Annotated in this window: 25 protein-coding genes; 11 read left to right on the top strand and 14 right to left on the bottom strand. The window is 59.5% G+C overall.

The window, feature by feature from the left end; genetic code table 11:
• Positions 1–48 precede the first annotated feature (48 nt).
• Positions 49–249 (top strand): heavy-metal-associated domain-containing protein, encoded by a 201-nt coding sequence (locus tag BM075_RS21895; RefSeq protein WP_007803412.1) that lies wholly within the window; start codon positions 49–51, stop codon positions 247–249.
• 42 nt (positions 250–291) lie between these two features.
• On the opposite strand, the gene BM075_RS21890 is transcribed toward BM075_RS21895, so the two are convergent.
• From BM075_RS21890 to BM075_RS21860, 7 genes are all read right to left on the bottom strand, one after another.
• Positions 292–1,023, bottom strand: a complete 732-nt coding sequence (locus BM075_RS21890) for a DsbA family protein (RefSeq protein ID WP_009807488.1) — start codon at positions 1,021–1,023, stop codon at positions 292–294.
• Position 1,024: 1 nt separating this feature from the next.
• Positions 1,025–1,507 (bottom strand): c-type cytochrome, encoded by a 483-nt coding sequence (locus BM075_RS21885; RefSeq protein ID WP_007803408.1) that lies wholly within the window; start codon positions 1,505–1,507, stop codon positions 1,025–1,027.
• Positions 1,504–2,898, bottom strand: coding sequence for a multicopper oxidase family protein (locus BM075_RS21880; RefSeq protein ID WP_038008397.1), 1,395 nt, complete (start codon positions 2,896–2,898; stop codon positions 1,504–1,506). Before BM075_RS21880 ends, BM075_RS21885 begins: the two co-directional genes overlap by 4 nt.
• 43 nt (positions 2,899–2,941) lie before the next feature.
• The gene (locus BM075_RS21875) at positions 2,942–3,859 is read right to left on the bottom strand and encodes a c-type cytochrome (RefSeq protein ID WP_054540598.1); all 918 of its coding nucleotides are present in this window, start codon (positions 3,857–3,859) and stop codon (positions 2,942–2,944) included.
• Positions 3,860–3,861: 2 nt separating this feature from the next.
• Entirely contained in the window at positions 3,862–4,434 is a 573-nt protein-coding gene (locus BM075_RS21870; protein ID WP_054540597.1) for a c-type cytochrome, read from the bottom strand.
• Positions 4,435–4,806: 372 nt separating this feature from the next.
• On the bottom strand, positions 4,807–5,265 hold the full coding sequence (locus tag BM075_RS21865; protein ID WP_054540596.1) for a c-type cytochrome: 459 nt from the start codon (positions 5,263–5,265) through the stop codon (positions 4,807–4,809).
• Positions 5,266–5,293: 28 nt separating this feature from the next.
• Complete coding sequence (locus BM075_RS21860; RefSeq protein ID WP_054540595.1) at positions 5,294–5,854, bottom strand: L,D-transpeptidase; 561 nt, start codon at positions 5,852–5,854, stop codon at positions 5,294–5,296.
• 201 nt (positions 5,855–6,055) lie between these two features.
• Between BM075_RS21860 and BM075_RS21855 the strand changes: the two genes are divergently transcribed.
• Both BM075_RS21855 and BM075_RS21850 read left to right on the top strand, forming a co-directional pair.
• On the top strand, positions 6,056–6,313 hold the full coding sequence (locus tag BM075_RS21855) for a DUF2933 domain-containing protein (RefSeq protein ID WP_239521101.1): 258 nt from the start codon (positions 6,056–6,058) through the stop codon (positions 6,311–6,313).
• A gap of 283 nt (positions 6,314–6,596) precedes the next feature.
• On the top strand, positions 6,597–8,726 hold the full coding sequence (locus tag BM075_RS21850; RefSeq protein WP_054540593.1) for a protein-disulfide reductase DsbD family protein: 2,130 nt from the start codon (positions 6,597–6,599) through the stop codon (positions 8,724–8,726).
• Between the two features lie 28 nt (positions 8,727–8,754).
• Here BM075_RS21850 and ccmI read toward each other — a convergent pair whose 3' ends face one another.
• The 7 genes from ccmI to BM075_RS21815 form a co-directional block, all read right to left on the bottom strand.
• Positions 8,755–9,906, bottom strand: coding sequence for a c-type cytochrome biogenesis protein CcmI (gene ccmI / locus BM075_RS21845; protein WP_054540592.1), 1,152 nt, complete (start codon positions 9,904–9,906; stop codon positions 8,755–8,757).
• The gene (locus tag BM075_RS21840) at positions 9,903–10,376 is read right to left on the bottom strand and encodes a cytochrome c-type biogenesis protein (protein ID WP_054540591.1); all 474 of its coding nucleotides are present in this window, start codon (positions 10,374–10,376) and stop codon (positions 9,903–9,905) included. Before BM075_RS21840 ends, ccmI begins: the two co-directional genes overlap by 4 nt.
• The gene (locus BM075_RS21835; protein WP_054540590.1) at positions 10,373–10,939 is read right to left on the bottom strand and encodes a DsbE family thiol:disulfide interchange protein; all 567 of its coding nucleotides are present in this window, start codon (positions 10,937–10,939) and stop codon (positions 10,373–10,375) included. The genes BM075_RS21840 and BM075_RS21835 overlap by 4 nt, the downstream gene beginning before the upstream one ends.
• An 8-nt stretch (positions 10,940–10,947) precedes the next feature.
• On the bottom strand, positions 10,948–12,948 hold the full coding sequence (locus BM075_RS21830; RefSeq protein ID WP_054540589.1) for a heme lyase CcmF/NrfE family subunit: 2,001 nt from the start codon (positions 12,946–12,948) through the stop codon (positions 10,948–10,950).
• A 64-nt stretch (positions 12,949–13,012) separates the two neighbouring features.
• Positions 13,013–13,318: an SHOCT domain-containing protein gene (locus tag BM075_RS24910; RefSeq protein WP_235974530.1), complete on the bottom strand. Its 306-nt coding sequence runs from the start codon at positions 13,316–13,318 to the stop codon at positions 13,013–13,015.
• Complete coding sequence (locus tag BM075_RS21820; protein ID WP_054540588.1) at positions 13,254–14,720, bottom strand: ATP-binding protein; 1,467 nt, start codon at positions 14,718–14,720, stop codon at positions 13,254–13,256. The genes BM075_RS24910 and BM075_RS21820 overlap by 65 nt, the downstream gene beginning before the upstream one ends.
• Positions 14,720–15,442: a response regulator gene (locus BM075_RS21815; protein WP_054540587.1), complete on the bottom strand. Its 723-nt coding sequence runs from the start codon at positions 15,440–15,442 to the stop codon at positions 14,720–14,722. Before BM075_RS21815 ends, BM075_RS21820 begins: the two co-directional genes overlap by 1 nt.
• Positions 15,443–15,630: 188 nt before the next feature.
• Here BM075_RS21815 and BM075_RS21810 point away from each other — a divergent pair, with 188 nt between their 5' ends.
• The 8 genes from BM075_RS21810 (at position 15,631) to BM075_RS21775 (ending at position 20,936) form a co-directional block, all read left to right on the top strand.
• A complete protein-coding gene (locus BM075_RS21810) occupies positions 15,631–16,104 on the top strand; it encodes a rhodanese-like domain-containing protein (RefSeq protein WP_054540586.1) in 474 nt (157 codons plus the stop codon).
• Positions 16,105–16,192: 88 nt separating this feature from the next.
• Positions 16,193–16,630 (top strand): ion channel, encoded by a 438-nt coding sequence (locus tag BM075_RS21805; protein ID WP_040104431.1) that lies wholly within the window; start codon positions 16,193–16,195, stop codon positions 16,628–16,630.
• A 161-nt stretch (positions 16,631–16,791) separates the two neighbouring features.
• Positions 16,792–17,241 (top strand): DUF6010 family protein, encoded by a 450-nt coding sequence (locus tag BM075_RS21800; RefSeq protein ID WP_054540584.1) that lies wholly within the window; start codon positions 16,792–16,794, stop codon positions 17,239–17,241.
• A 3-nt stretch (positions 17,242–17,244) separates the two neighbouring features.
• Entirely contained in the window at positions 17,245–17,907 is a 663-nt protein-coding gene (locus tag BM075_RS21795) for a TVP38/TMEM64 family protein (RefSeq protein WP_093362820.1), read from the top strand.
• A gap of 1 nt (position 17,908) precedes the next feature.
• The gene (locus BM075_RS21790) at positions 17,909–18,895 is read left to right on the top strand and encodes a cation diffusion facilitator family transporter (protein WP_054540583.1); all 987 of its coding nucleotides are present in this window, start codon (positions 17,909–17,911) and stop codon (positions 18,893–18,895) included.
• Between the two features lie 6 nt (positions 18,896–18,901).
• The gene (locus BM075_RS21785) at positions 18,902–19,894 is read left to right on the top strand and encodes a sterol desaturase family protein (RefSeq protein ID WP_093362819.1); all 993 of its coding nucleotides are present in this window, start codon (positions 18,902–18,904) and stop codon (positions 19,892–19,894) included.
• Complete coding sequence (locus BM075_RS21780) at positions 19,809–20,150, top strand: DUF411 domain-containing protein (protein ID WP_342741267.1); 342 nt, start codon at positions 19,809–19,811, stop codon at positions 20,148–20,150. Before BM075_RS21785 ends, BM075_RS21780 begins: the two co-directional genes overlap by 86 nt.
• A gap of 28 nt (positions 20,151–20,178) precedes the next feature.
• A protein-coding gene (locus BM075_RS21775; protein ID WP_093362818.1) for an IS5 family transposase occupies positions 20,179–20,936 on the top strand; the annotation gives its coding sequence in 2 pieces (ribosomal slippage) (positions 20,179–20,515 and positions 20,515–20,936; 759 coding nt in all).
• Positions 20,937–21,180 lie beyond the last annotated feature (244 nt).

Here is a 21,180-nt window from a genome sequence, read left to right as displayed (position 1 = left end):
GGGGAAGCCCCATGTCACCGATAGAAATCAGATCAAGGAGTGGTTCCGATGAAGTTCAGCGTTCCGGACATGAGCTGTGGGCATTGCACCGCAGCAATCGAAAGCGCGGTGAAGAGCGCAGATCCGAATGCAGGCGTGGAATGTGACCTTTCTGCCCGACAGGTGCATGTCGACAGCGTGTTACCAGCCGATCAGGTCCAAGCGATCATTCGGGATGCGGGCTACAACGTGGAACCTGCGGCCGCTTGATGCAGTGCCTGGACCACCCAAGGGTGGTCCGGGCACAGAATTTCAGTCTTCGACTTTGCGGGCTTCCTCGACCAAGTCGGCAAGCTGCGCCTTTTCGACGAAGCCCGGGACCAGCGCATCCCCGATCACGAAAGACGGCGTGCCGTTAAAGCCCAGAGCTTGGGTCAGTTGCATGGAGGTCGCAATGTGCTCTTCGACCTCGGGGGCCTCCATGTCCTTGCGCAACTGCGCGATATCCAGGCCGATCTCCTCGGCCACGCGCAGCACGGAGGCCTCTTCCGCGCGGCCTTCCAGCCCCATCATTGCCCAGTGAAACTCTTCGTATTTGTCCTGCTTGCGCGCTGCCAAGGCCGCTTTCGCGGCAAACACCGATCCGTCTCCGAGAATGGGCCATTCACGATAGACGAGGCGAATGTTGGGATCGTCTTCGATCAAAGCCCGCACCTCGGGTTTGACCCGCCGACAATAGGGACAGTTGTAGTCGAAAAATTCCACAACAGTGACGTCCCCTTCCAGGTTGCCGAGAACCGGCGCATTCGGATCGTTCTCGATCAGATCGCGCTGGTCATTCAGAACTTGGGCCTGACTGAGCTCCTGCGCTTGCGCCTGCCTTTGTTCGAGGATCGCCACGGCCTCCATGACAATCTCCGGGTTCTCGCGGATTGCCTCGAGCACAAGTTCCTTGACCCGGGACTCTGACAGTTCGTCCGCGAGTGCCGGTATCGGAAGCAAGGCAGCTATCGCGACCGTCGTGAAGGCTTGTCTGAAACGCATTTTAGTTCTCTCCCCGTTGTTCGTCGGCTTCTGTCCGCGCGGCCTGGACTTCGCGGATGCGGTCTGGCCAGGTGGACCGGATGAAGGCCAGGATGTTGTGAATTTGCTGGTCGGTCAGCACGTCTGCGAAACCGGGCATGCCACTGTCGAATTCGACGCCCTGACGCGCCAGAAGCGCCGCACCCCCCAGTTTTGTGTAATCGAAGAGCAGGCTGTCAGGATGATGCCAGGTGTGACCCGTCTCATCATGTGGTGGTGCTGGCAGGCGCCCATCCGCGCCGGGCGTTCGCCATTCCGGCTGGCCTTCCAGACCCGCGCCATGACAAGACGCACAGTTTTCTGCGTAGAGCAACGCGCCTTCTTCGATGTCGTAGCTCTCCGCCCTGGACGCGCTGCCGACATCCGAGGATGCACTGGTCGAGAGCCAATACGTGAAGGCGGCTGCTGCGACAGTGATCGGAAGGGACCAAACGAGATATCTCATGTGACCCGTATCCAGGTTGTCATGCCAGATGCGGCGTGGCTGAGCATGTGGCAATGGAACAGCCACTTGCCGGGATTGTCTGCCGTAAAGGCGATCTCCCGGGACTCGTTGCCGGCCAACAGGATCGTGTCCCGCATCGGCCCGAACGCGCCGTCGGGGCGCAGCTCGCGGAAATGCATCCCGTGCAGGTGCATCGCATGTGGGAAAACGGTCTGGTTCTCGATCTTCAGGCGCACCGGCTCGTTCAGGGATAGATCGGCCAGTGGCGTGTAGGTCATTTCGGCGACATCATTCAGGGCCCAGAATTTGCCCGCTTGGGCAAGCTGACGGAATCCAAGACGTTCCCCGCCAAGCAATGCGGACTGCATTCGCCCCATTGCCCCGCCGGACATGACCAGTCGCAAATCACGCGCATCGGCAAGGTCCGGGGCGTGTGCCGCGGGGTTCGGCGGCAACGGCAGTGGCTTGCCTCTTGGTACTGAACTGGCTGTGCCGTTGACCAGAAAACTCACCAACGGGGTCAGTTGATCATCATCGCCGATGCGAAGCAATTGGGCGGTGCCGCCTTCGCCTTCGGTCACATCCACAATTAAGTCGACGCGCTGTGCCGGGCCGAGGATCAACTCGCCGTCAACCGACTGGGGTTGGCCGGTTGGCATTCCATCCACGGCCACCGTCCAGCCACTGAATCCAGAGAGCCTCAGCGGGAAAATTCGAGCGCTTGCTGCGTTGATGATCCGCAAGCGAATGCGTTCGTTGCGCTTCGCGGGCAAGGTCAGGTCATAGCGCCCATTGGTCGTGATAAAGTTGCCGATGCGTCCACCGTGGCTCATCATCATAGGCTGTTCGAAATTGTCGAACAGCTGCCCGCTCTCAGGGTCGAGCAACCAGTCCTCCAGAACGATGACTTCCTCGCGGTCTATGTCCGGTCCATCGACCTCTTCGACGATCAAGGCACCGCGCAAACCACGCGCGACTTGCTCGTATGAGCGATTATGCGCGTGATACCAATAGGTGCCCGCGTCCGGTACGACGAAGTCGTAGTCAAAGGTTTCACCTGGTGCCACGGCTTTCTGGGTCAGTCCTGAAACGCCATCCATCGCGTTATCGATCCGGATTCCGTGCCAGTGAACCGAACTGGGATCGGGTACCTCGTTGCGGAACCTGCGACGCACCCGATCGCCTTGTGCAACCCGGATTTCCGGGGCCGGAACAAGACCGTCATAGCCCCAGATCTCTGTTTCCGGGTAGGTGTCCGGAAGAAGTTGTCGACGCGCAACCTTGGTAACCACGTCCTCGAACGGGGTTGCGGCATAAGCCGACCGCGGGATGGCGGCCGCACAGGCCGCCAGAGTTGCATTGCGCAAGAAATCCCTACGTGTTTGTTTCATTTCGATCCTCGAGAAAGCGGGGGCGTGTCGCCCCCGCGTGATGTTAGTTCGAAGCGGAGTTCTCCGCCTCGACCGTGTCCTTGTTCAGTAGGAAAAGCGCCATCGCTTCGCGATCGGCAGGTGTCAGAAACCGAGTTCCGTCGCGAACGACTTCCGCCATGCTGCCGCCGAACGCATCGCCCGAAGGGGTGATGCCGGTCTGGAGCGCATAAGCGAGGTTTGAAACCGTCCAGTCATTTTTGGCCAGGTCTTTTGGCCGTATCGCGGGTGCCTTGCTGCCACCGGGAAGCTGGGCGTTGCCTGCAAAGGAAGCACCGATATCGCGGCCTCCCGCAAGATTGCGCGGCGTATGGCAGGCTCCGCAATGTGCCGCACCGCGCACCAATTCCCGTCCGCGATTCCATGAGTCGCTTCGCCCTTCAACCGGTTCGGTATCCGGATCGTAGAAGAACGCCGCTCGCCAGAGCTTCAGCCCCCATCGTTGGTCGAATGGGAAGCTGACATCGTTTTCTGGTGCAGGCTTGTCCACGGGCTGCACGGTTTGAAACGCCGCCCAGAGGTCAGCGATATCCTGGTCAGAAAAATCCGCATAGAACGTATATGGGAAAGACGGATAGTAGGGCGTTCCATCGGGGCCGATACCCTGCCGCACGGCTTTTGCGAACTGTTCTGCCGTCCATTCGCCCATGCCATGTTCGGGGTCTGTCGTCAGGTTGGGCGGATAGAACGTTCCGAACGGGGTTTCGAGCGGCGCCCCTCCGGCAAGTGGCGCGCCGCCCGCTTCGAAATTGGTATGACAGGCAATGCACCCACTGGCGCGCGCCAGATACGCGCCCCGGTCGACATTGCCCGCTGATGCGATCGGCGCCACCGCACTGCCGACAGGCCATGCAATCACCGCGCCGAGGCCGGCCGCGCCCAGCACGGCGACCCCGCTGACCAGTGTCAAAAACCGTCGCATGGTCAGTCTTCTTCCGCCCGGAAGCGTTCATGGCACGCGGAACAGACCTGGGTCGTCATCGCGAATGCCGCGTCGGCGGGCATTTCGGCAATGGCGGCAGCATCCATCATGCCGCCTCCGCCCATCATCGTGCTCCCGCCCATCATGGACCCACCGCCCATCATCGAGGTGCCACCCATGGAGGTATTGCCGCCCATGCCGCCCAATCCATTGTCGGCTGCGCGTTCCAGGCCTTCGGAATATTCTTCCAGCTGACTCGCCAATGCTGCGAAGCGGTCCCAGTCGGTCCACACCTCGTCTTTGGCTTCCGAGGGCATGCCCCCTGTGCCCTCAGGGAACAGGTTCGTCATGCTCTCACCGGCGTGCTGCTGGAACAGGCGCGCGGCATCGCGCACTGTTTCTGCGTCATAGGCCGTTTCGCCCCTCATCATCGGGGCCACGGTCTTGACCGCCTTCCCCATTGCAAGCATGGCGTCCATGCGCTCTTTCACGATGCCGGTGGCACCGCTATGCGCGAATGCCGTGACCGCAGTACCTGCAATCAACACTGCCGCTACGATAGTCGTCTTTTTCATGTCTTCGATCCTTCTTTGGGTCTGCTTTTCGAGCGATGTGAAATCAGACCCACCGTCGTGGCGGTGGAGGATCGCTGGCGGAGCGCAACTCGGTTCGTTGGGTCGCGACGTCTTGCATGACTGCCGTCAGAAACTGCGGCTCGTAAACCACGTTTGGCTGGAGAAACACCACCGGCGTGACAGAACAATCGAGTCCCGGATGACAGTGGCCAGAGGCCTCGTTCGTCGATGACCCTACATCTTCGTGAGCGTGAAATTCTTGCGCCAAGGACGCTTCACCATGAAAAGCTGGCGCCTCAGGCACTCCGAGAACCACTAGGAAAAGGCCGAAAACGGCCGACAGAATCCATCGGTTCGTCTTCGACCAACGCATCAGTTGATCCCGTTGGCCCGCTGCAATTCGCGGACATAGGCGGCCACCATCTTGACGTCTCCTTGGGTCAATCCCTCGATCTTAGGCATATTACCGAAATTCCAGTGATGTGCACGGACGCCGTTTTGAGCTGCCAGAACAAAAGCCATGTCCGAATGGTGGCTCGGTTCGTAGATCTTGTGCACGAGAGGCGGCGCAACACCGTTGCGACCGGCGGCATTTTCGCCGTGACACTCGGAACATTTTGCCTCAAATATGTTCTTCCCAAGCGCCGCCTGCTGCGAGAGTGCGTCAGGCAGCTGGACCTGGACGATCGGGCCGCCTTCAGCGATCTCACTTGTGTCGGGTGGCGTCATGGAGTGGCCAACCGCTGTATCTTCCGCTCCAACGAACTGCCAAACGGCAAAACCCCCGCCGATAACAAAAACGGCACCAATCAGCGCAGTCAATTTGTCCATGCCTGTATCTTCCGCCTTGCCCGTTGGGTCAGATGAGTTTGACTTGAGTGCCGACAGGTGCCCGCTCGTAGACTTCCTCGATCTGTGCGTTGAACAGGCCGATGCAGCCGTTTGACGACCGGCGGCCGATCTTGCGCGTATCCTGTGTCCCGTGAATACGGTAGTACTGCCACGACAGGTACAGTGCACGAGTACCCAATGGGTTGTCCGGATCACCCCCCTCGACACGAGCCGGCCATTCCGGATTGCGTTCCCGCATGGAGGGCGTTGGCGCCCAGCTGGGGTTTTTGCGTTTTTCCACCACTTCGGTGTAACCGCGTTTGGTGAGTTCGTCGGTCAGCGGAACGGACGTTGGGTAGATCCGCATTTCGCCATCTGATGTCCAATGCTGGAGCGCCTTCGTCACGGTATCGGAGATGATGATCCCCTTTCCGAGTGCGTCGAAGTGATCTTGCCAGTCATGAACTCGAAAAGAAGAGATGTTGCGGCGAATGGTTTCGGCTCGAACCACGCTTGGTGCAACCAAAGCGACAGCCGCATATCCCAATAGGCTTCGTCGATTAACCTTGTTGTTTCGCAAAATTGTCATGACACACTCCTAGCCTCGGATTTGTTGCATCTCTTTTACGGGAGACCCGGCATCAGGCAACCTGACAAGGCCGCGAGAAGTGTATCCATTTGTATCCTTGACCTTACCCTGCTGGAGGGCCGCAAATGACGCCGGGAACGAGACAATGGGGGTGTCATGGACCACCGGAACCACAGAAAAAAGCCGATCACGGACAGGCTCATGCATTACGGAATGATGGCGTGTTGCGTCGTCATGCTGCTGCCCATTGCGGGATTTTTTCTTGCCGGCGGCACATTGGCGGGCATGTGGGGCAATGCAGCGGCTTTTGCCCCGCTCCTGCTGTGCGTGGGGGCGCATCTCGTGATGCACAAATTCATGGGAAAATCGTGCCATTCCGACAAGGCAAAGGATACTATCGAGGAAACGACCGAGCCCATAACCTCCGCGATTCCAGTCGTGGTCCGCGACAGGCCGTGATGTGCGCGGGAAGGTACGCGTAGGCGCGTTGCTGTTGTCGGGTTTCATGCTTGGGGGATGTGCCGGAAGTCTTGAAGACTGCTCGGATCGCGGCGCTATCGTGTCCACGAAGCAAGCGTCAGACCTTCTGCCGGATGGGTGTCGAACCCTTTCATCTTCTGCGACTGGCGTTGCGCGAATTGTCTGTGCGGACGGTCGTCAGGGTTTTGCCACAGGTGGACTTTGACGCAATTTCCGCCGTCCTGGCGAAATCTGCGGAAAATATGGGAAGGAAGCAGGTATCTTGATCGATTGCCTTTTGATCCTGCGACGGGTTTTGCTTATTCCCTTCGTGCTCTTGGCCCTTGTCTCTGGAAGTGTCTCGGCAGCAACCTCTGCTGAATACCAAAGTGCGCCACTTACCGCGTATCTCTTCAGTGTACAGGACGGCGTTCCCGAGAACACACGGACTCTGTCAGCCGGGCTTCATCTTCAACTGAACGAAAACTGGAAGACCTATTGGCGGTCGGCGGGCGAGGTGGGAATACCGCCTTCGGTCGAATGGAGCGGTTCCGAAAACGTCGCAGATGTCGAATTCATGTGGCCCGCCCCAACGCGCTTCACCGCCTTCGGCATCGAAAATTTTGGTTATGCGGGTGACGTCGTCTTTCCGCTGCGCATAACGCTCAAAGATCCCGGCGCACCTGTGACTCTTTCCGCGCAGGTCAAACTGCTGGTGTGCTCCAATGTCTGTGTCCCGGAAGAGTTTGACCTGTCACTTCGCCTCGGACGGGGCAACGTCATCGACAGCACTTCGGCTGGGCTGATCGGTACGTTTTCCGAGCGCGTCCCCGAAGGGGCCAAGACGAGCGGCGTCAGCGAGGCAAATGCCTTCATCGACGAAGACCTCACGGAGTTGATCGTCAGCCTTCGCGTCGATGAACCACTCCAGTCGCCGGATGTGTTTCCCGAACTGGGTATGGGTGTTGCGCTTGGCAAACCCGATATCCGTTTGGGAGAAGAGGATCGTTTGCTTTGGGCGCGCTTGCCGATCCTCTCGTCGAATACGGATGTGACAGTGGCTCCGTCGATTACCGTCACCGACGGCGAGAACCGGGCGTTTACCGTGATTGCGGATCGCGTGGCGCAAGGCATCGCGCCGCCTTTCGAACTGGCCGCCACGACACCGGACATGATGGAACTGCTTTGGATTGCCGCGATCGCGCTGCTGGGTGGATTGATCCTGAATGTGATGCCCTGCGTGCTGCCGGTGCTGTCCATCAAGGTGTCGTCTGTGCTCAAACACACCGATCACGACACAACCCGTGTCCGGTTCGGTTTCGTCGCTGCCAGCGCCGGCATCATGACGTTCATGTGGGGTCTGGCGCTCGTCCTCTGGGCGCTCCAGACGGCAGGCCTCAGCGTCGGGTGGGGTTTGCAGTTTCAAAGCCCGCTGTTTCTTGCGGCGATGATCGCTGTCCTGCTCGTCTTTTCGGCAAATCTGTTCGCAGCGTTCGAGTTCGCCCTTCCACACGGCATGCAGACGCGGCTTGCAGGGGCCGGAGGACGCAACGGGTATTCCGCCGACTTTTTCACTGGCATGTTCGGTGCCGTCATGGCGACGCCTTGTTCGGCACCGTTCCTCGGCACCGCGGTGGCCTTTGCTTTGGCCGGGCGTGGCGTGGACATCCTCATCGTCTTTACGAGCCTCGGGCTCGGCCTCGCCCTGCCCTATCTCGTCATCGCCGCGTTCCCGCGTCTGGTCGCATTCATGCCCAAGCCTGGTCGATGGATGCTGATCATCAAAAGCGTCATGGGGGTTTTGTTGCTTGCAACCGCCGTGTGGCTGTTCTGGGTGCTCGACGGTGTCGCCGGGCTTGCGTCTGTCATCGCGGTCGCGGCGTTGTCCGGTCTCGCCGTTCTGATCTTGTCCCTCCCGAATGTGCAGTCCCAATTCAGGTGGTCTATTGCCACAGCCAGCCTTGTCCTGGCTCTTGCCGCAGGTCCTGTCCTGCAGCAATCAGCGCCGGCCCGTTCAGAGTCGCAATCGGCATTGGCTTGGATCGCATTTGATCGTTCGGACATAGCGAAACGCGTGTCCGCAGGAGAGGTCGTCTTTGTCGATGTGACCGCTGACTGGTGCCTGACGTGCAAAGCGAACAAGACACTTGTCATCGACCGTGATCCGGTCCGCAGTGCGCTGGACACGCCGGGCGTCACGCCGATGCAGGCAGATTGGACACGCCCGGACGCGCGCATTTCCCGTTACCTTGAGAGTTTCGGCAGATATGGCATCCCCTTCAATGCCGTCTATGGACCGTCGGCACCAAACGGCATTGTGCTGTCCGAATTGCTGACGACCGAGGACGTGATGAACGCCTTGGCGCAAGCCAGGGGTCGGGATATTTCCGCAAAGGTTGCCGGACAGGAGTGACCTGCCCGGGCGGGACACCGACCAGTAGTCAGCCGCCGAGCCGCTCAAGCGCGGCACGGACCGCCGCACGCCGAGGATCACTGGCAGGCTGCTGTTCCAACAGCGCTTCAGCCTTACGGTAGGCGGCGATGGCGCGATCGGGCTCCTGAAGGACGGTATAGGCGTTTGCCAGCCGCATCCAACCATCCAGATCGTCCGGATCATCCTCAAGACGCTCGGCCAGCCGCGAGACCATCGACCGGATGAACTCCGCGCGGTCCGCGTCATTCATCTCCGACGCCGCCGCAACATCTGCCGCACTCGGGCCGGGTTGTGATGTCGGCCCGCTGGGTAGATCGACGACCGGGAGGTCAGCTGCCGCTGCAATCCGGTTGATCTGCAAAACGTATGTTTCCATCCAGGGCACGAACGTCTTTTCCTGGTTCAGCCGGGAAACGAGCAGATCGTAGGCCTTACGCGTCTCTTCTTTTTGAAGATGGTAGAGAGACTCGAAATAGGTTGCCGCAGGATTGGATGGGTCAAGTTCCAAAGCGCGATCAATGGCCAATTTCGCCCGTGGAATAACAACGCCATCATTGGCAACCGCGACAGCCTCCGCCAGCATGGAGAATGTCGCGGAGGTGGCATCCTCCCGTTTGGCGACAACTTCGAATGCTTCGACAGCATCAACTGTTCTGCCCATGCGCTGATAGGTCTGGCCCAACAGCATCCACCCTTCGCTGGGGCCGCCGGTCGGATCGGATACAAGCCTTTCGCGAAGTTGTATTGCCAGCGCCGTCACTTCATCAGTCTGTGCGCGCTCCTCTGCACGGGCAGCGAAGGCCATTGAAGGCACCTCCGGCGATCCCATTGTCAGATAGTAGCCCGCGGCAATAACCGGCGCGAGGACCGCCGCGACAACAAGAGTGCCTCTGCCACCACTACGGGACGATCCGGCTTTTGCTTCCAAATTGCGGGTCGTCGCGAGGATCCGTTTCTTGATCTCGAGTCTGGCTGCTTGAGCTTCTTGTTCAGAAATCAAACCGCGGTCCATGTCTCGTTCGATTTCCTGCATCTGATCGGCGAGGATGGCCGGTACCGCATCTCCTCTGGTGAGAGTGTTCGATTTGGACAGCAGCAGCGGGTAGAGGACTATTCCGATCGCGACCAGCGTCAGAAGACCGAAAATACCCCAGATCATGACGCATCCCCCGCTTCGTTTTGTCTGAGAATTTCGGACACGGTGTTCTCATCCTCCGAGCCCAAGTCTTCAAATGCCTCTTGCTTTCGCCGACTCATCAGTAGCCCGCCACCAACGAAAACCCCGATCAGAACGAAAGCGATCGGAGCGAACCAAAGCGCGTAGGTCGCAGGCTCCAGAGGCGGTTTCAGCAGCACGTAATCCCCGTACCGCGCCCGTATGTATTCGATCACCTCGGTGTCACTGTCTCCGGCGACCAAGCGCTCGCGTACGAGCAGACGCAAGTCCCGCGCCACACCCGCGTTCGAGCTGTCGATGTCCTGATTTTGACAGACGACACATCGCAGATCCTTGGAAATCTCCCGCGCACGCTGTTCCAATACCGGGGCGGTCAGCATTTCGTCCGGTTCCACCGCATTGGCGGCAATGGGAAGGAGCCCGATGCAAAACGCGAAAATCAACTGTCTCATGATGCTGCTCCATTTGGCAGTGCGCCTGCCTGCTTCAGGGCTTGCGTGAACCGTTCGACGGCGTCCGGACCCACGACCGGCCCGACATAGCGAAACAAAACGGTGCCATCGCTATCGACGATGAAGGTTTCCGGCACGCCCGACAGGCCCCATTCGATCCCGGTCCGGCCCGACAGGTCGGACCCGATCCGCTCGTAGGGATTGCCGAGGTCATTGAGCCACTTCACGGCATCCTCAGGTTTGTCTTTGTAGTTTATTCCGAACAACCGCATGCCGTCTCGTTCGACAAATCTTGTCAACACGGCATGTTCCGCGCGGCAGGGCACGCACCAGGACGCAAAGACATTGACCACGACCGGTCGTTCGTTGCCGACAAGATCGCTTCGGGCCAGGCCGGGTGTCTCCAACCCCGGCACGGGATCGAGGTCGAACGCCGGGGCCGGTTGCGAGATCAGGACGGAAGGGATCTCGTTGGGATCCCGGTCGGGATTGAGCCCCCAGAGAAAAAACCCCCCGAATATGACCGCCGCAATAAACGGCAGCCCGGCAATGAGACGTTTCATCTTCTCTCCTACTCGGCAGGAACGGCATCGGTGGCTGGCTGTTTGGCACGGCGCGGCGCCCCGACCCTCAAACGGCGATCCGACAAGGACAAACAGCCACCGATCACCAGCAGGATCGAGCCGATCCAGATCAGGTTGACGAGCGGTTCATAGAGGATCCGAAGGGTCCATGCTCCGGCGTTGTTCACTTGATCGGAGGCTGGCGTTGCAATCGACGTATAGAGATCACCCGCCAATGTGGAGCGGATGGCCGACTCCGTCGTCTGGCTTTCCGCGACCGGGTAATACCGCCGTTCCGGGAAAAGTGTCGTGACCAATTCGCCATCCCGACGCACCACAAGGGTGCCGCGATCCGCGATGTAGTTCGGCCCTTGAACCTTTGCGGCCCCTTCGAAGGTGATGTCGAACCCGGCGATCGTGACTTCGGTCCCGGGGGCGGCAAAGACGATCTCCTCACTCTTCCATCCGGTCGAGCCGATCATCCCCATCATCAACACAGCGACGCCGGCATGGGCAAGCGTCATACCGTGAGAGGCGCGTGGCAGGTTGCGCACGCGTCTCGCGCTCTCTGCAAGGGAAACCTCGAACAGACGGATGCGTAGCGCCCATTCCCGCAGGGTCGCAAAAAGCAGCCACGCTGCGCCGAGGATGGCAAGATAGGCCATGATCGGCCCGCCATACAGAAGATACCACGCGGCCAAGGCGGCGACGACCGCCAGCACGGCCACGAACCGAATGCGATCGAGCAAACCGGCGAAATCAGCCCGCTTCCACGACAGGAATGGACCAAGACCCATGAACACGACCAGCGCCAGCATCATCGGAATGAAGGCCGCGTTGAAGAAAGGTGGACCCACCGAGATCTTGTCCCCCGTGACAGCCTCGAGGATCAGCGGATAAAGCGTCCCGAACAGGACCGTTCCCGTAGCGGCGGCCAGAATGAGGTTGTTCACGAGCAGCCCGGCTTCGCGGCTGATCGGGCGAAACAGACCGCCCGGCTCCATTTCGGGTGCCCGCCAGGCGTAGAGCGCCAGCGACCCACCGATGGACACGGCCAGCAGACCCAGAATGTAAAGCCCGCGCTCCGGATCGACGGCGAACGCGTGTACCGATGTAAGCAGGCCTGACCGGACAATGAACGTCCCGAGAAGTGAAAGCGAGAAAGTCAGGATGGCAAGCAGGATAGTCCAGCTTTTGAACGCATCGCGCTTTTCCGTGACGATGGCCGAATGCAACAGCGCTGTGCCCAGAAGCCAAGGCATGAAGCTTACATTCTCGACCGGATCCCAGAACCACCAGCCGCCCCAGCCCAGTTCATAATAGGCCCACCAAGACCCGAGGGCGATACCCGCCGTCAGGCTGATCCAGGCGGCCAATGTCCATGGCCGGACCCATCTGGCCCAGGCCGGATCGACGCGACCCTCTATAAGAGCCGCAACGGCGAAGGAAAACACGATGGAGAAGCCGACATACCCGAAATACAAGAGCGGCGGGTGCATGGCGAGACCCATGTCCTGAAGCAACGGGTTCAGGTCATTGCCGTCGAGCGGCGGCGGAAACACCCGCTCGAAGGGGTTCGACGTCAGCAGCAGGAAGGACAGGAAGCCGACACTGATCCACGCCTGCACCGACAGGGTGCGCGCCTTGGTCTCGGCGGGGATGTTCGATCCGAACCAGGCGACGCCCGCGCCGAACACCGCGAGTATCAGGATCCAGAGCAGCAGCGAACCCTCATGGCTGCCCCAGGTCCCGGCCACCTTGTAGAGCATCGGCTTGAGCGAATGGGAATTCTCGACGACGTTCCTGACGGTGAAGTCGCTGACGATGAAGGCCTGCATCAGCGCTGCGAAGGCTATGGCCACAAACAGCACTTGTCCTATTGCCGTCGCCTGGGCGGATTTCATCCAGACGGCGTTTCCACGCGACGCACCTGCAATCGGCAGAACGCTTTGAACAAGCGCAAGCGCAAGCGCGAGGGCCAGTGCAAAGTGACCAATTTCCGGGACCATGGCGTTCTTTCCGATCTAAAGTTAGTGACGTCGCGTGGGACGGTGTTCAAATTCGTGATGTGGACTACTCGTCCAGTGTTGCTTTCAGGCGACGAAACTCTTCTTCGTCGATTTCCCCATTCGCAAAGCGACGCCTCAGCGTTTCCCGCGCGTCCGATTCCGGCGGGGGAGTGCCATTGTCCCGCAGCCTGAGCACCAGAAACACGATCAATGCGATCACGGCGCCCCAGAAGGCGAGCATCATGAAGCCGCCCATAAAGCCATAGCCACTGCCCCACATGTGCCCCGTCCAGGAGCCTGGTCCATCAGCCTGCGCCATGCTGGCGGGCAAGCTGGCCAGCAACGTTGGAATGAGCGTTTTCAGTTTCATCTGTTTCTCCTTCGATTAGTTCGCTTTCATCCAGTGGGATGGTGACAACAGCGCGCAAACCCGCGCTGTTCTGGTTGACCAGCTGGATATCGCCGCCATGGGATTGGACGATTGTCCTCGCGATCGAGAGCCCAAGCCCATAACCGCCCGTTTCCAGAGACCTCGATTGCTCGAGGCGATAGAAGGGATCGAAGACCTTTTCCAACTGGTCGACGGGAATGCCGGGCCCATTGTCATCGATGTTGAGTACGAGGTTCGAACCGTGGGTCGCCCAGCTGACTTTTGCGGCACCACCGTAGCGAACGGCGTTCTCAAGCAAGTTCCTCAGTGCCCTTCGGAACGCGTTGGGTCGAAGCCGCACGGCAACATCATCACTCGGGGCAAAGGTGCAGTGTGCCGCCATATCGCTGCACAAGCTGTCCAGAAAATTGCGCAGATCGACCACTTCGGCACCCTCGGATCCGGTAAGGCCGCGTGCAAAGGTGAGCGTCGCTTCGACCATACTCTGCATCTCTTCGACCGATGCGATGAGGCTGTCCCGCGTCTCTTCTTCGTCAACCAGCTCCGCGCGGACACGCATGGCGGTCAACGGCGAGCGCAGATCGTGACCAAGGGCTGCGAGCATCCGTGTCCTATCACTGACAAACCGGGTCAGCCGTCGCTGCATGCGGTTGAAGGCGACGGTCAGATCCCTGACCTCGGTCGGCCCTGTGACCGCCAATTCGCCCACATCTTCGCCCCGGCCAAGATGGTCCGCGGCCTTGGAGAGGTGCCGCAAAGGACGCGTCAGGCGCGTCATGACAAACCAGAAGATCGCCACCAGAAGCAGTCCGGCGGAAATTCCAAAGGTCAGCATCGAATAGAAAGGCCATTGGATTGGCGGACGCTCGAACCGCGTTCCGACATTCAGCCAACGCGCCCCCTTGATCGCGATCGACAGGTTCATTTCAACCGCTGTCAACTCTCCGCGCATCATCGCTAGATGCATTTCCGTCATCTCGTCCGAGAGATTGGGAAGAGGCCGCAACTCGCCCTCGATCTCGTGCAATTCAACGCGAATGTCCCGGCTGTAGCTGTCGTCCATCAGGGCGCGTATTCGCGCTTCCACGATGCCGCCGTCCGAGTGACCGGTGTGATCCACGATCGGAGCGTCCGACAGATCGAACCGGATCAGAGGCGAATTTGCCGCGCGAAGGATCGAGTCCTGCAGATCCAACGGAGCCTCCTCGATCAACCGCGCGACATTTGCTGCGCGACCCGCGGCCTCGAACCCCAATGCGGCACGAATCGCAAGGCTGCGCTCGTCAGCGAACAGGAACAGGCTGATCGCCTGGGCCACGACAAGTGCCGCGACCACAAGCAGGATCAACTGGCCGCTCAGAGACCTCATCGCACGGCGCATCACGGCGCATCCTCGACATCGGCAGCCAGACAGTATCCGCCGTTCCGCACCGTTTTGATGACACTGGGCCTAAGTACATCCGGCTCGATTTTGCGGCGGAGGCGGCTGATCTGATTGTCGATGGTGCGATCCATCGGGCCTGCCGTCCGACCAGCGGTCAGGTCAAGCAACTGGTCACGGCTGAGCACCATCCTCGCACGTTCCAGCAGGACCGCCAGCAATTTGAACTCGGAGGTCGTCAATGGCGTCTCGGTGGTGGACTGGTCAATCAGCACCTGCCGGTCGGTATCCAGTATCCAATGCGCAAAAGAGACTTTCCTCCCCGCGAGCCTTCCGGCCACGGGTTCGTCACGGTTGCTTCGCCGAAGAACCGACTTGATGCGGGCGAGCAGTTCTCGTGGATTGAACGGCTTGGCGAGATAATCGTCCGCACCGATTTCCAGCCCCACGATCCGATCCGTTTCCTCACCAAGCGCCGTCAGCATGATGATCGGAAGATCACCCTCTGGCGCAAGTCTGCGGCAAACCGACAAACCGTCCTCGCCCGGCATCATGACATCGAGCACGAGGAGGTCGAAGTGACCGGTGGCCAGTTTGGCATCCATCTCCACGGCATCCCTGGCGACGGTCGTGCGCATTCCGTTCTTCTCCAGAAAGCGCGCGACGCTTTCGCGTATCTGAGCGTGGTCGTCCACGATAAGGATATGAGGTTGCGGTCCCATGGCGTCCTTCCTAGATCATCGTTGCATCGTGTTTCATGGGCAGAATTGTAGCCGTTTGTATCAGGTCAGTCCCTTGCTACAGATGGATACAAATCTGTGCCTGCACCGTGTCGTGCTCCCGGGTAGCGTCGCGCGTATGTTATGTGACCTTTGGGATCGCAACCGATCAAAGGATGAGGTTTTCGAATATGGCTCTTGATTTGAACCGGCGCCGTTTCGTTCTGGGTGCTCATATGACGGTGCTGACCGTCACGGCGTCACCGCTTTTGGCGCAGAGCCGATCTGTCTGGTCGGCAGAGAATGCCTTTGACGCGCTTCTATCGGATACGGCGCGGATCATCGATGTCAGAACGCACGAAGAGTGGCAAGAAACCGGCGTAGGTGCTGGTGTATGGCCGATAAGCATGCACGCGTCCGGTTTTCCGGACCGCTTGTTCAGGGCGAAGGAACTGAGCGGTGATCGCACTGTTGGACTGATCTGCGCCACTGGCGGACGCTCCGCATCGCTGCTTCGAGCGTTAAGACAAGCTGGTTACTCGGGCTACGCCGATATCTCGGAAGGGATGTTGGGATCAGGCGAAGGGCCTGGCTGGATCGCATTGAACTTGCCGACCGTTCCGGTGGATGTCGCCCTGAACGGGTTGCCCCCCGCGTTGACCTGACCTGTGAAGAATCAATCGGTTCCGTTGTGCTAAAAGCCTGATGTATGGTCAAATTGACCTGTTTGAACAGGTAGACGGGTTTGGGTGTATGACCGAGTTGATGGCCATGTTTGTCGGAATATGCGCGGCGATCCTGATGGGAATTGTCCATCATTATGCGTTGTCGGGCATTCTGAAGTTTTCCCCGCAGCGGTCGGATGGCTCCGGCTTTCGGATCATCCTGACGTTTTCCGCGTTGCTGTTGCTGCACGTATTGGAACTTGTGACGCTCGCCGTGTTCAACACGATGGTGGTGGCAAGCGTTCTGCCGCAATCGTTCAGCAACAGCCCGCCGATGTTTCAGGATGTTCTCTATGTTACGGGCATCTCGTTCTCGACCCTTGGCTATTCGTCCATAGAGGTGGTCGGGCCCTTTCGACTGTTGCTGATGCTGCAATCGCTTTTGGGCTTCATGTTGCTGACCTGGTCAGCGACGTTTCTTTACTCAGCCTGTCAGCAAGTCTGGCAGAAGGCGAAAGATGACTGAAAATCGCCACGCGCGTCGGACATGAGCTTGGCGTCAGCGTCAAATACGTCCTGATATCGGTCCTTTGACCTCACCGTGGAACGGTTGAGTGAGCGCTGCGTTGCGCGCGTGGATGAATAGCCCTTGACCTTCCAGTTGCTGGAATCCCTAGGTACAAAGCCATGGCACAGATTTTCGAAAAGACAGGCGATCACGTATCGCACCATCGACACGGGGATATCTTGAAATCTCCCGTATGGGTTGGCGTGTTGCTTGTCGTTCTCACATTGCCGGCTCACCTTTTTTTGGATGAGCAAAGCTCGATAGCTCTTGCTTCGATCACGCTTGCTTTGATTGGCGGTGCCTATATCGGCTTTGGCGCTGCGGACGGCAGAGCGCGCGTGTTCTGGGCAGAGCTCGCGGTCGCCCTTTTGTTCGGCTTAGCAGCGTTCCTGGGGCTGATATGGCATTGGGCCTTCCTCCCCTTGGGCTTGGCCCTTCACGCCCTTTGGGACATGTCACACCACAATTCTTATCGTCTCGCCCGGATTCCGAACTGGTATATTCCATTCTGCGTGGCCTTTGACCTTTTGGCAGCGACGTTCTTCGTTCTGCTCTATGCCGTGTTTTGATCCATGACGATGCGCATCCTTCTTATGGCGGTGTTCCTGATGGGAGTCGTCGCATTGGCCTTCCCGGACGTCCTTGGCGTTGACATTCGCCTGCCGGATCGCGCGGAAATTGACCGCTGGATCGAGGCGGCAGGTCTTGCCGGACCAATTGTCATCGTGGCGCTCATGACAATCGCTATTGTCGCAAGCCCCCTGCCCTCGGCGCCAATCGCACTCGCCGCCGGAGCGGCTTATGGACACACGTACGGGACGCTCTTCGTCGTTCTAGGTGCGGAACTCGGTGCGCTTGCCGCCTTTGGTCTGGCCCGCGGCTTGGGTCGTCCCTTCGTTGAGCGTCATCTCGGTCAGAAGATTAACGCAGGCCTGTTCGGGTCCCAGAACACTCTGACCTTCCTGGTCTTCGGCAGTCGCCTGCTGCCGTTTCTGTCCTTCGATATGATCAGTTACGCCGCAGGTCTGAGCAAGCTGCATCTTTGGAGGTTCGCGCTGGCCACGATGGCCGGGATTATTCCAGCGAGTTTCTTGCTCGCTCACATGGGCAGCCAGGCGATGAACGGCGATGCCCGCACTGCCACATGGACCGCACTTGCGCTGGGTGGCTTTACCGGCCTGTCGGTTCTCTTCGCCGCGACGCGAAAGACCGGTACGAAACGGAAGGAGAGCTGATATGGCCAGTCATTCCCACGCCGGGCATATGCCGAGTTCCGGCAAGGCCCTTGTGATTTCGGCCTGGCTCACCGGCGTCTACTTCGTGATTGAACTGGCCGTCGGGCTCTGGACTGGCTCGATTGCCGTCCTGTCGGATGCGTTTCACACCCTGTCGGCGGTTGGCGGCGTTCTGGTGGCCATCATCGCGCAGCGCATTGCGCGCCGCCCGGCGGATTCGGCGCGGAGTTTCGGCTGGTACCGCGCCGAGATCATCGGGGCACTGGTGAATGGCGGCTTTCTTCTCGGTATGGCGCTTCTGGTGATCTGGATGGGCGCGATGCGGCTCGGGAATCCGATTCACCTGGCCACGGGTCCCATGCTCTGGGTCGCCTTCGGAGGCCTGGTCACCGAAGTGATCTCGCTGGGGCTGATGTGGCAATCGAGCAAGGACGATCTGAATGCCCGTGGTGCGCTCTGGCACATCATCCAGACCTTTGTCGGCAGCCTCCTGATCATCGTCACCGCTCTAGTGATCGAGTTCACCGGCTTTCTGGCGATTGACCCGATCCTCGGCATGGCGTTCGGGGTGGTTCTCCTCTGGGCCTCCGTCGGCGTCATCAAGGAAGCGGTCCACATCCTCATGGAAGGCACGCCAGAGGGAACGGATCTCGAGGCTGTGACGACGGACCTGCGCGGCCAGGACGGGGTTCTGGACGTTCACCATGTGCATGCCTGGACGCTGACCAGCGGCAAACACGCATTTTCTGCCCATATCCGCCATGGTGAGCCCGCAGAGGCCGCGGACCTGCTGAACCGGGCCTATCGGCGGCTGACGGAACAGCATGGGTTTCACATGGTCACGCTGCAGCTCGAAACAGAGTGTCTCGACGAGCGCCACGCGCGGGATCTTGATATAGTCCAGATAGCGGCTGCAAAGGCTGCGCAAGAAAAGACTGATGTGCGAGATGCGCATCCGCACCCAAGCCCTAACACAGAAGGGCCGTAGACTGTGATGGACATAATACTAGCCGCAGAGCCGGAGATTCGTCTGACGGCGTTTTTGAGTGTGCTGGCCGCCATGGCGCTTTGGGAACTCGCCGCCCCGCGTCGGCGGCGTGACATTCCGCGTGTCATCCGTTGGTCGAACAACCTGGCACTTGTCGTGATCGATACGGCGATCCTCCGGTTGTCTTTCCCAATCCTGGCCGTCGGTCTGGCGGTCCTGGCCGAGGAGCGGGGCTGGGGCCTGTTCAACATTATCGAGGCTCCTTTCGGGTTGGCTGTGATCCTGTCCATGCTGCTGCTCGATCTGGCGATCTATCTGCAACATGTCATGTTCCACGCCGTCCCGGCCCTGTGGCGCCTGCACCGGATGCACCATGCGGATCTCGACTTCGACGCAACCACTGGATTACGCTTCCATCCGATTGAGATCCTCATCTCGATGGCGATCAAGCTCGCCCTGGTGGCAGCGCTTGGTCCGCCCGCCGTCGCGGTTTTGTTGTTCGAGATCATCCTCAACGCCACTGCCCTCTTCAACCATGCCAACATCAACCTGCCGAGACCGGTCGACCGGTGGCTCAGATGGATCGTCGTCACACCCGACATGCACCGCGTGCATCATTCTGTCGATCCGCGCGAAACCAACTCAAACTACGGCTTCAACCTGCCGTGGTGGGACCGCCTCATGGGTACTTACGTAGCCCAGCCCGCGAAGGGCCACGAGGGAATGACGATCGGTATCGAGCAGTTTCGCACGACGCGCGACCTCTGGGTCGACAGGATGTTGATCCAGCCCCTTCGCGGGCCAGCAAGCGGACACGCCCTGGATACATCCGCCCTCACGCCGACAAGCAGGAACAGCCTCTGGACTCTCGAAAACACAGTTCTAGGGTCTCGGGCAACTCAAAAAGGAACACATGATGAAACGACGTACGTTCTTGCTGGCCGGAGCGGCTGCCACACTCCCCCTGCGAGCACTGGCCAACACGGAACCGGTCATTAAAGTCCTGAAAACCCCCACCTGCGGATGCTGCACCGCTTGGGTCGATCATGTCCGGCAAGCGGGCTTCGCGGTCGAGGCGCAGGACGTCGATCAGGATGCGCTTTATGCGTTCAAAGATCGGCTGCAAATTGCACCGGAACTTGCTGGATGTCACACGGCGGTCGTGGGCGACTATTTTATCGAGGGCCACGTGCCTGCCGCGGACATCACGCGGCTGCTAGGGTCAGGACCCATTGATTTCCGGGTAGGGGCGTGATTCACGGTCCGAAAACCGAGCGGTGAACATGTCTGATCTTTTCTGGCTGACGGATGCGCAGATGGCGCGTCTTGAGCCTTTCTTCCCAAAGTCCCATGGCAAGCCTCGCGTCGATGACAAGCGTGTTTTGAGCGGGATTATCTTCATCAATCGCAATGGCTTACGATGGCGAGATGCGCCGAGGGAATATGGCCCGCACAAAACGCTCTACAACCGTTGGAAGCGTTGGAGCGATAAAGGCATCTTTGCCCAGATGATGGTCGGCTTGGCCGCTGATCACGGCGAGCAGACGACGGTCATGATCGACGCCACCTATCTGAAGGCCCATCGAACGGCGACCAGTTTGGGCGTCAAAAAAGGGGGCGTGGACGCCTGATCGGACGAACCAAGGGCGGTATGAATACCAAGCTTCACGCCATCTGCGACAGCCAAGGACGCCCGCTGAACCTGTTCGTGACCGCTGGACAAGTCAGTGACTACATCGGTGCACGGGCGCTTGTCAGCAGCCTGCCAAAGGTAGATTGGCTGCTCGGTGACCGTGGATATGACGCCGATTGGTTCAGAGAAGCGTTGAAAGACAAAGGGATACGCGCATGCATTCCCGGCCGAAAGCAGCGCAAGAAAACCGTCAAGTACGACAAGCGCCGCTACAAACGTCGCAACCGGATCGAGATCATGTTTGGGAGGTTGAAAGACTGGCGGCGGGTGGCAACCCGATACGACAGATGCCCGAAGGTCTTCCTGTCAGCCATCGCCCTGGCCGCTCTCGTCATTTACTGGCTATGAGTCCTGACCCTAGTCACGGCCAGTGTCCGCGATCAAGGAGATAACAGGTTTGAGAAACCCAAGGTTGACATGCCTGCTCCCATTGCAAGCTATGGCCCTTCTGATCTGCGTTCCTGGGCCGGTTTTGGCGGAATCCTGCTTCGCCCCGGCCCGTCCCTTCCTGCCAAGTGATTCGCAGGCCGCGCGGGACTATGCGGCTATCATCCGCAGCGATTTCGAAAATTACATCCAGGATATCCAGAGC

Source organism: Tropicimonas isoalkanivorans (genome assembly GCF_900112335.1).
Classification (GTDB): domain Bacteria; phylum Pseudomonadota; class Alphaproteobacteria; order Rhodobacterales; family Rhodobacteraceae; genus Tropicimonas; species Tropicimonas isoalkanivorans.
Note: the sequence above shows the minus strand (reverse complement) of the source record. Positions and strands in the feature narration are given on the sequence as shown.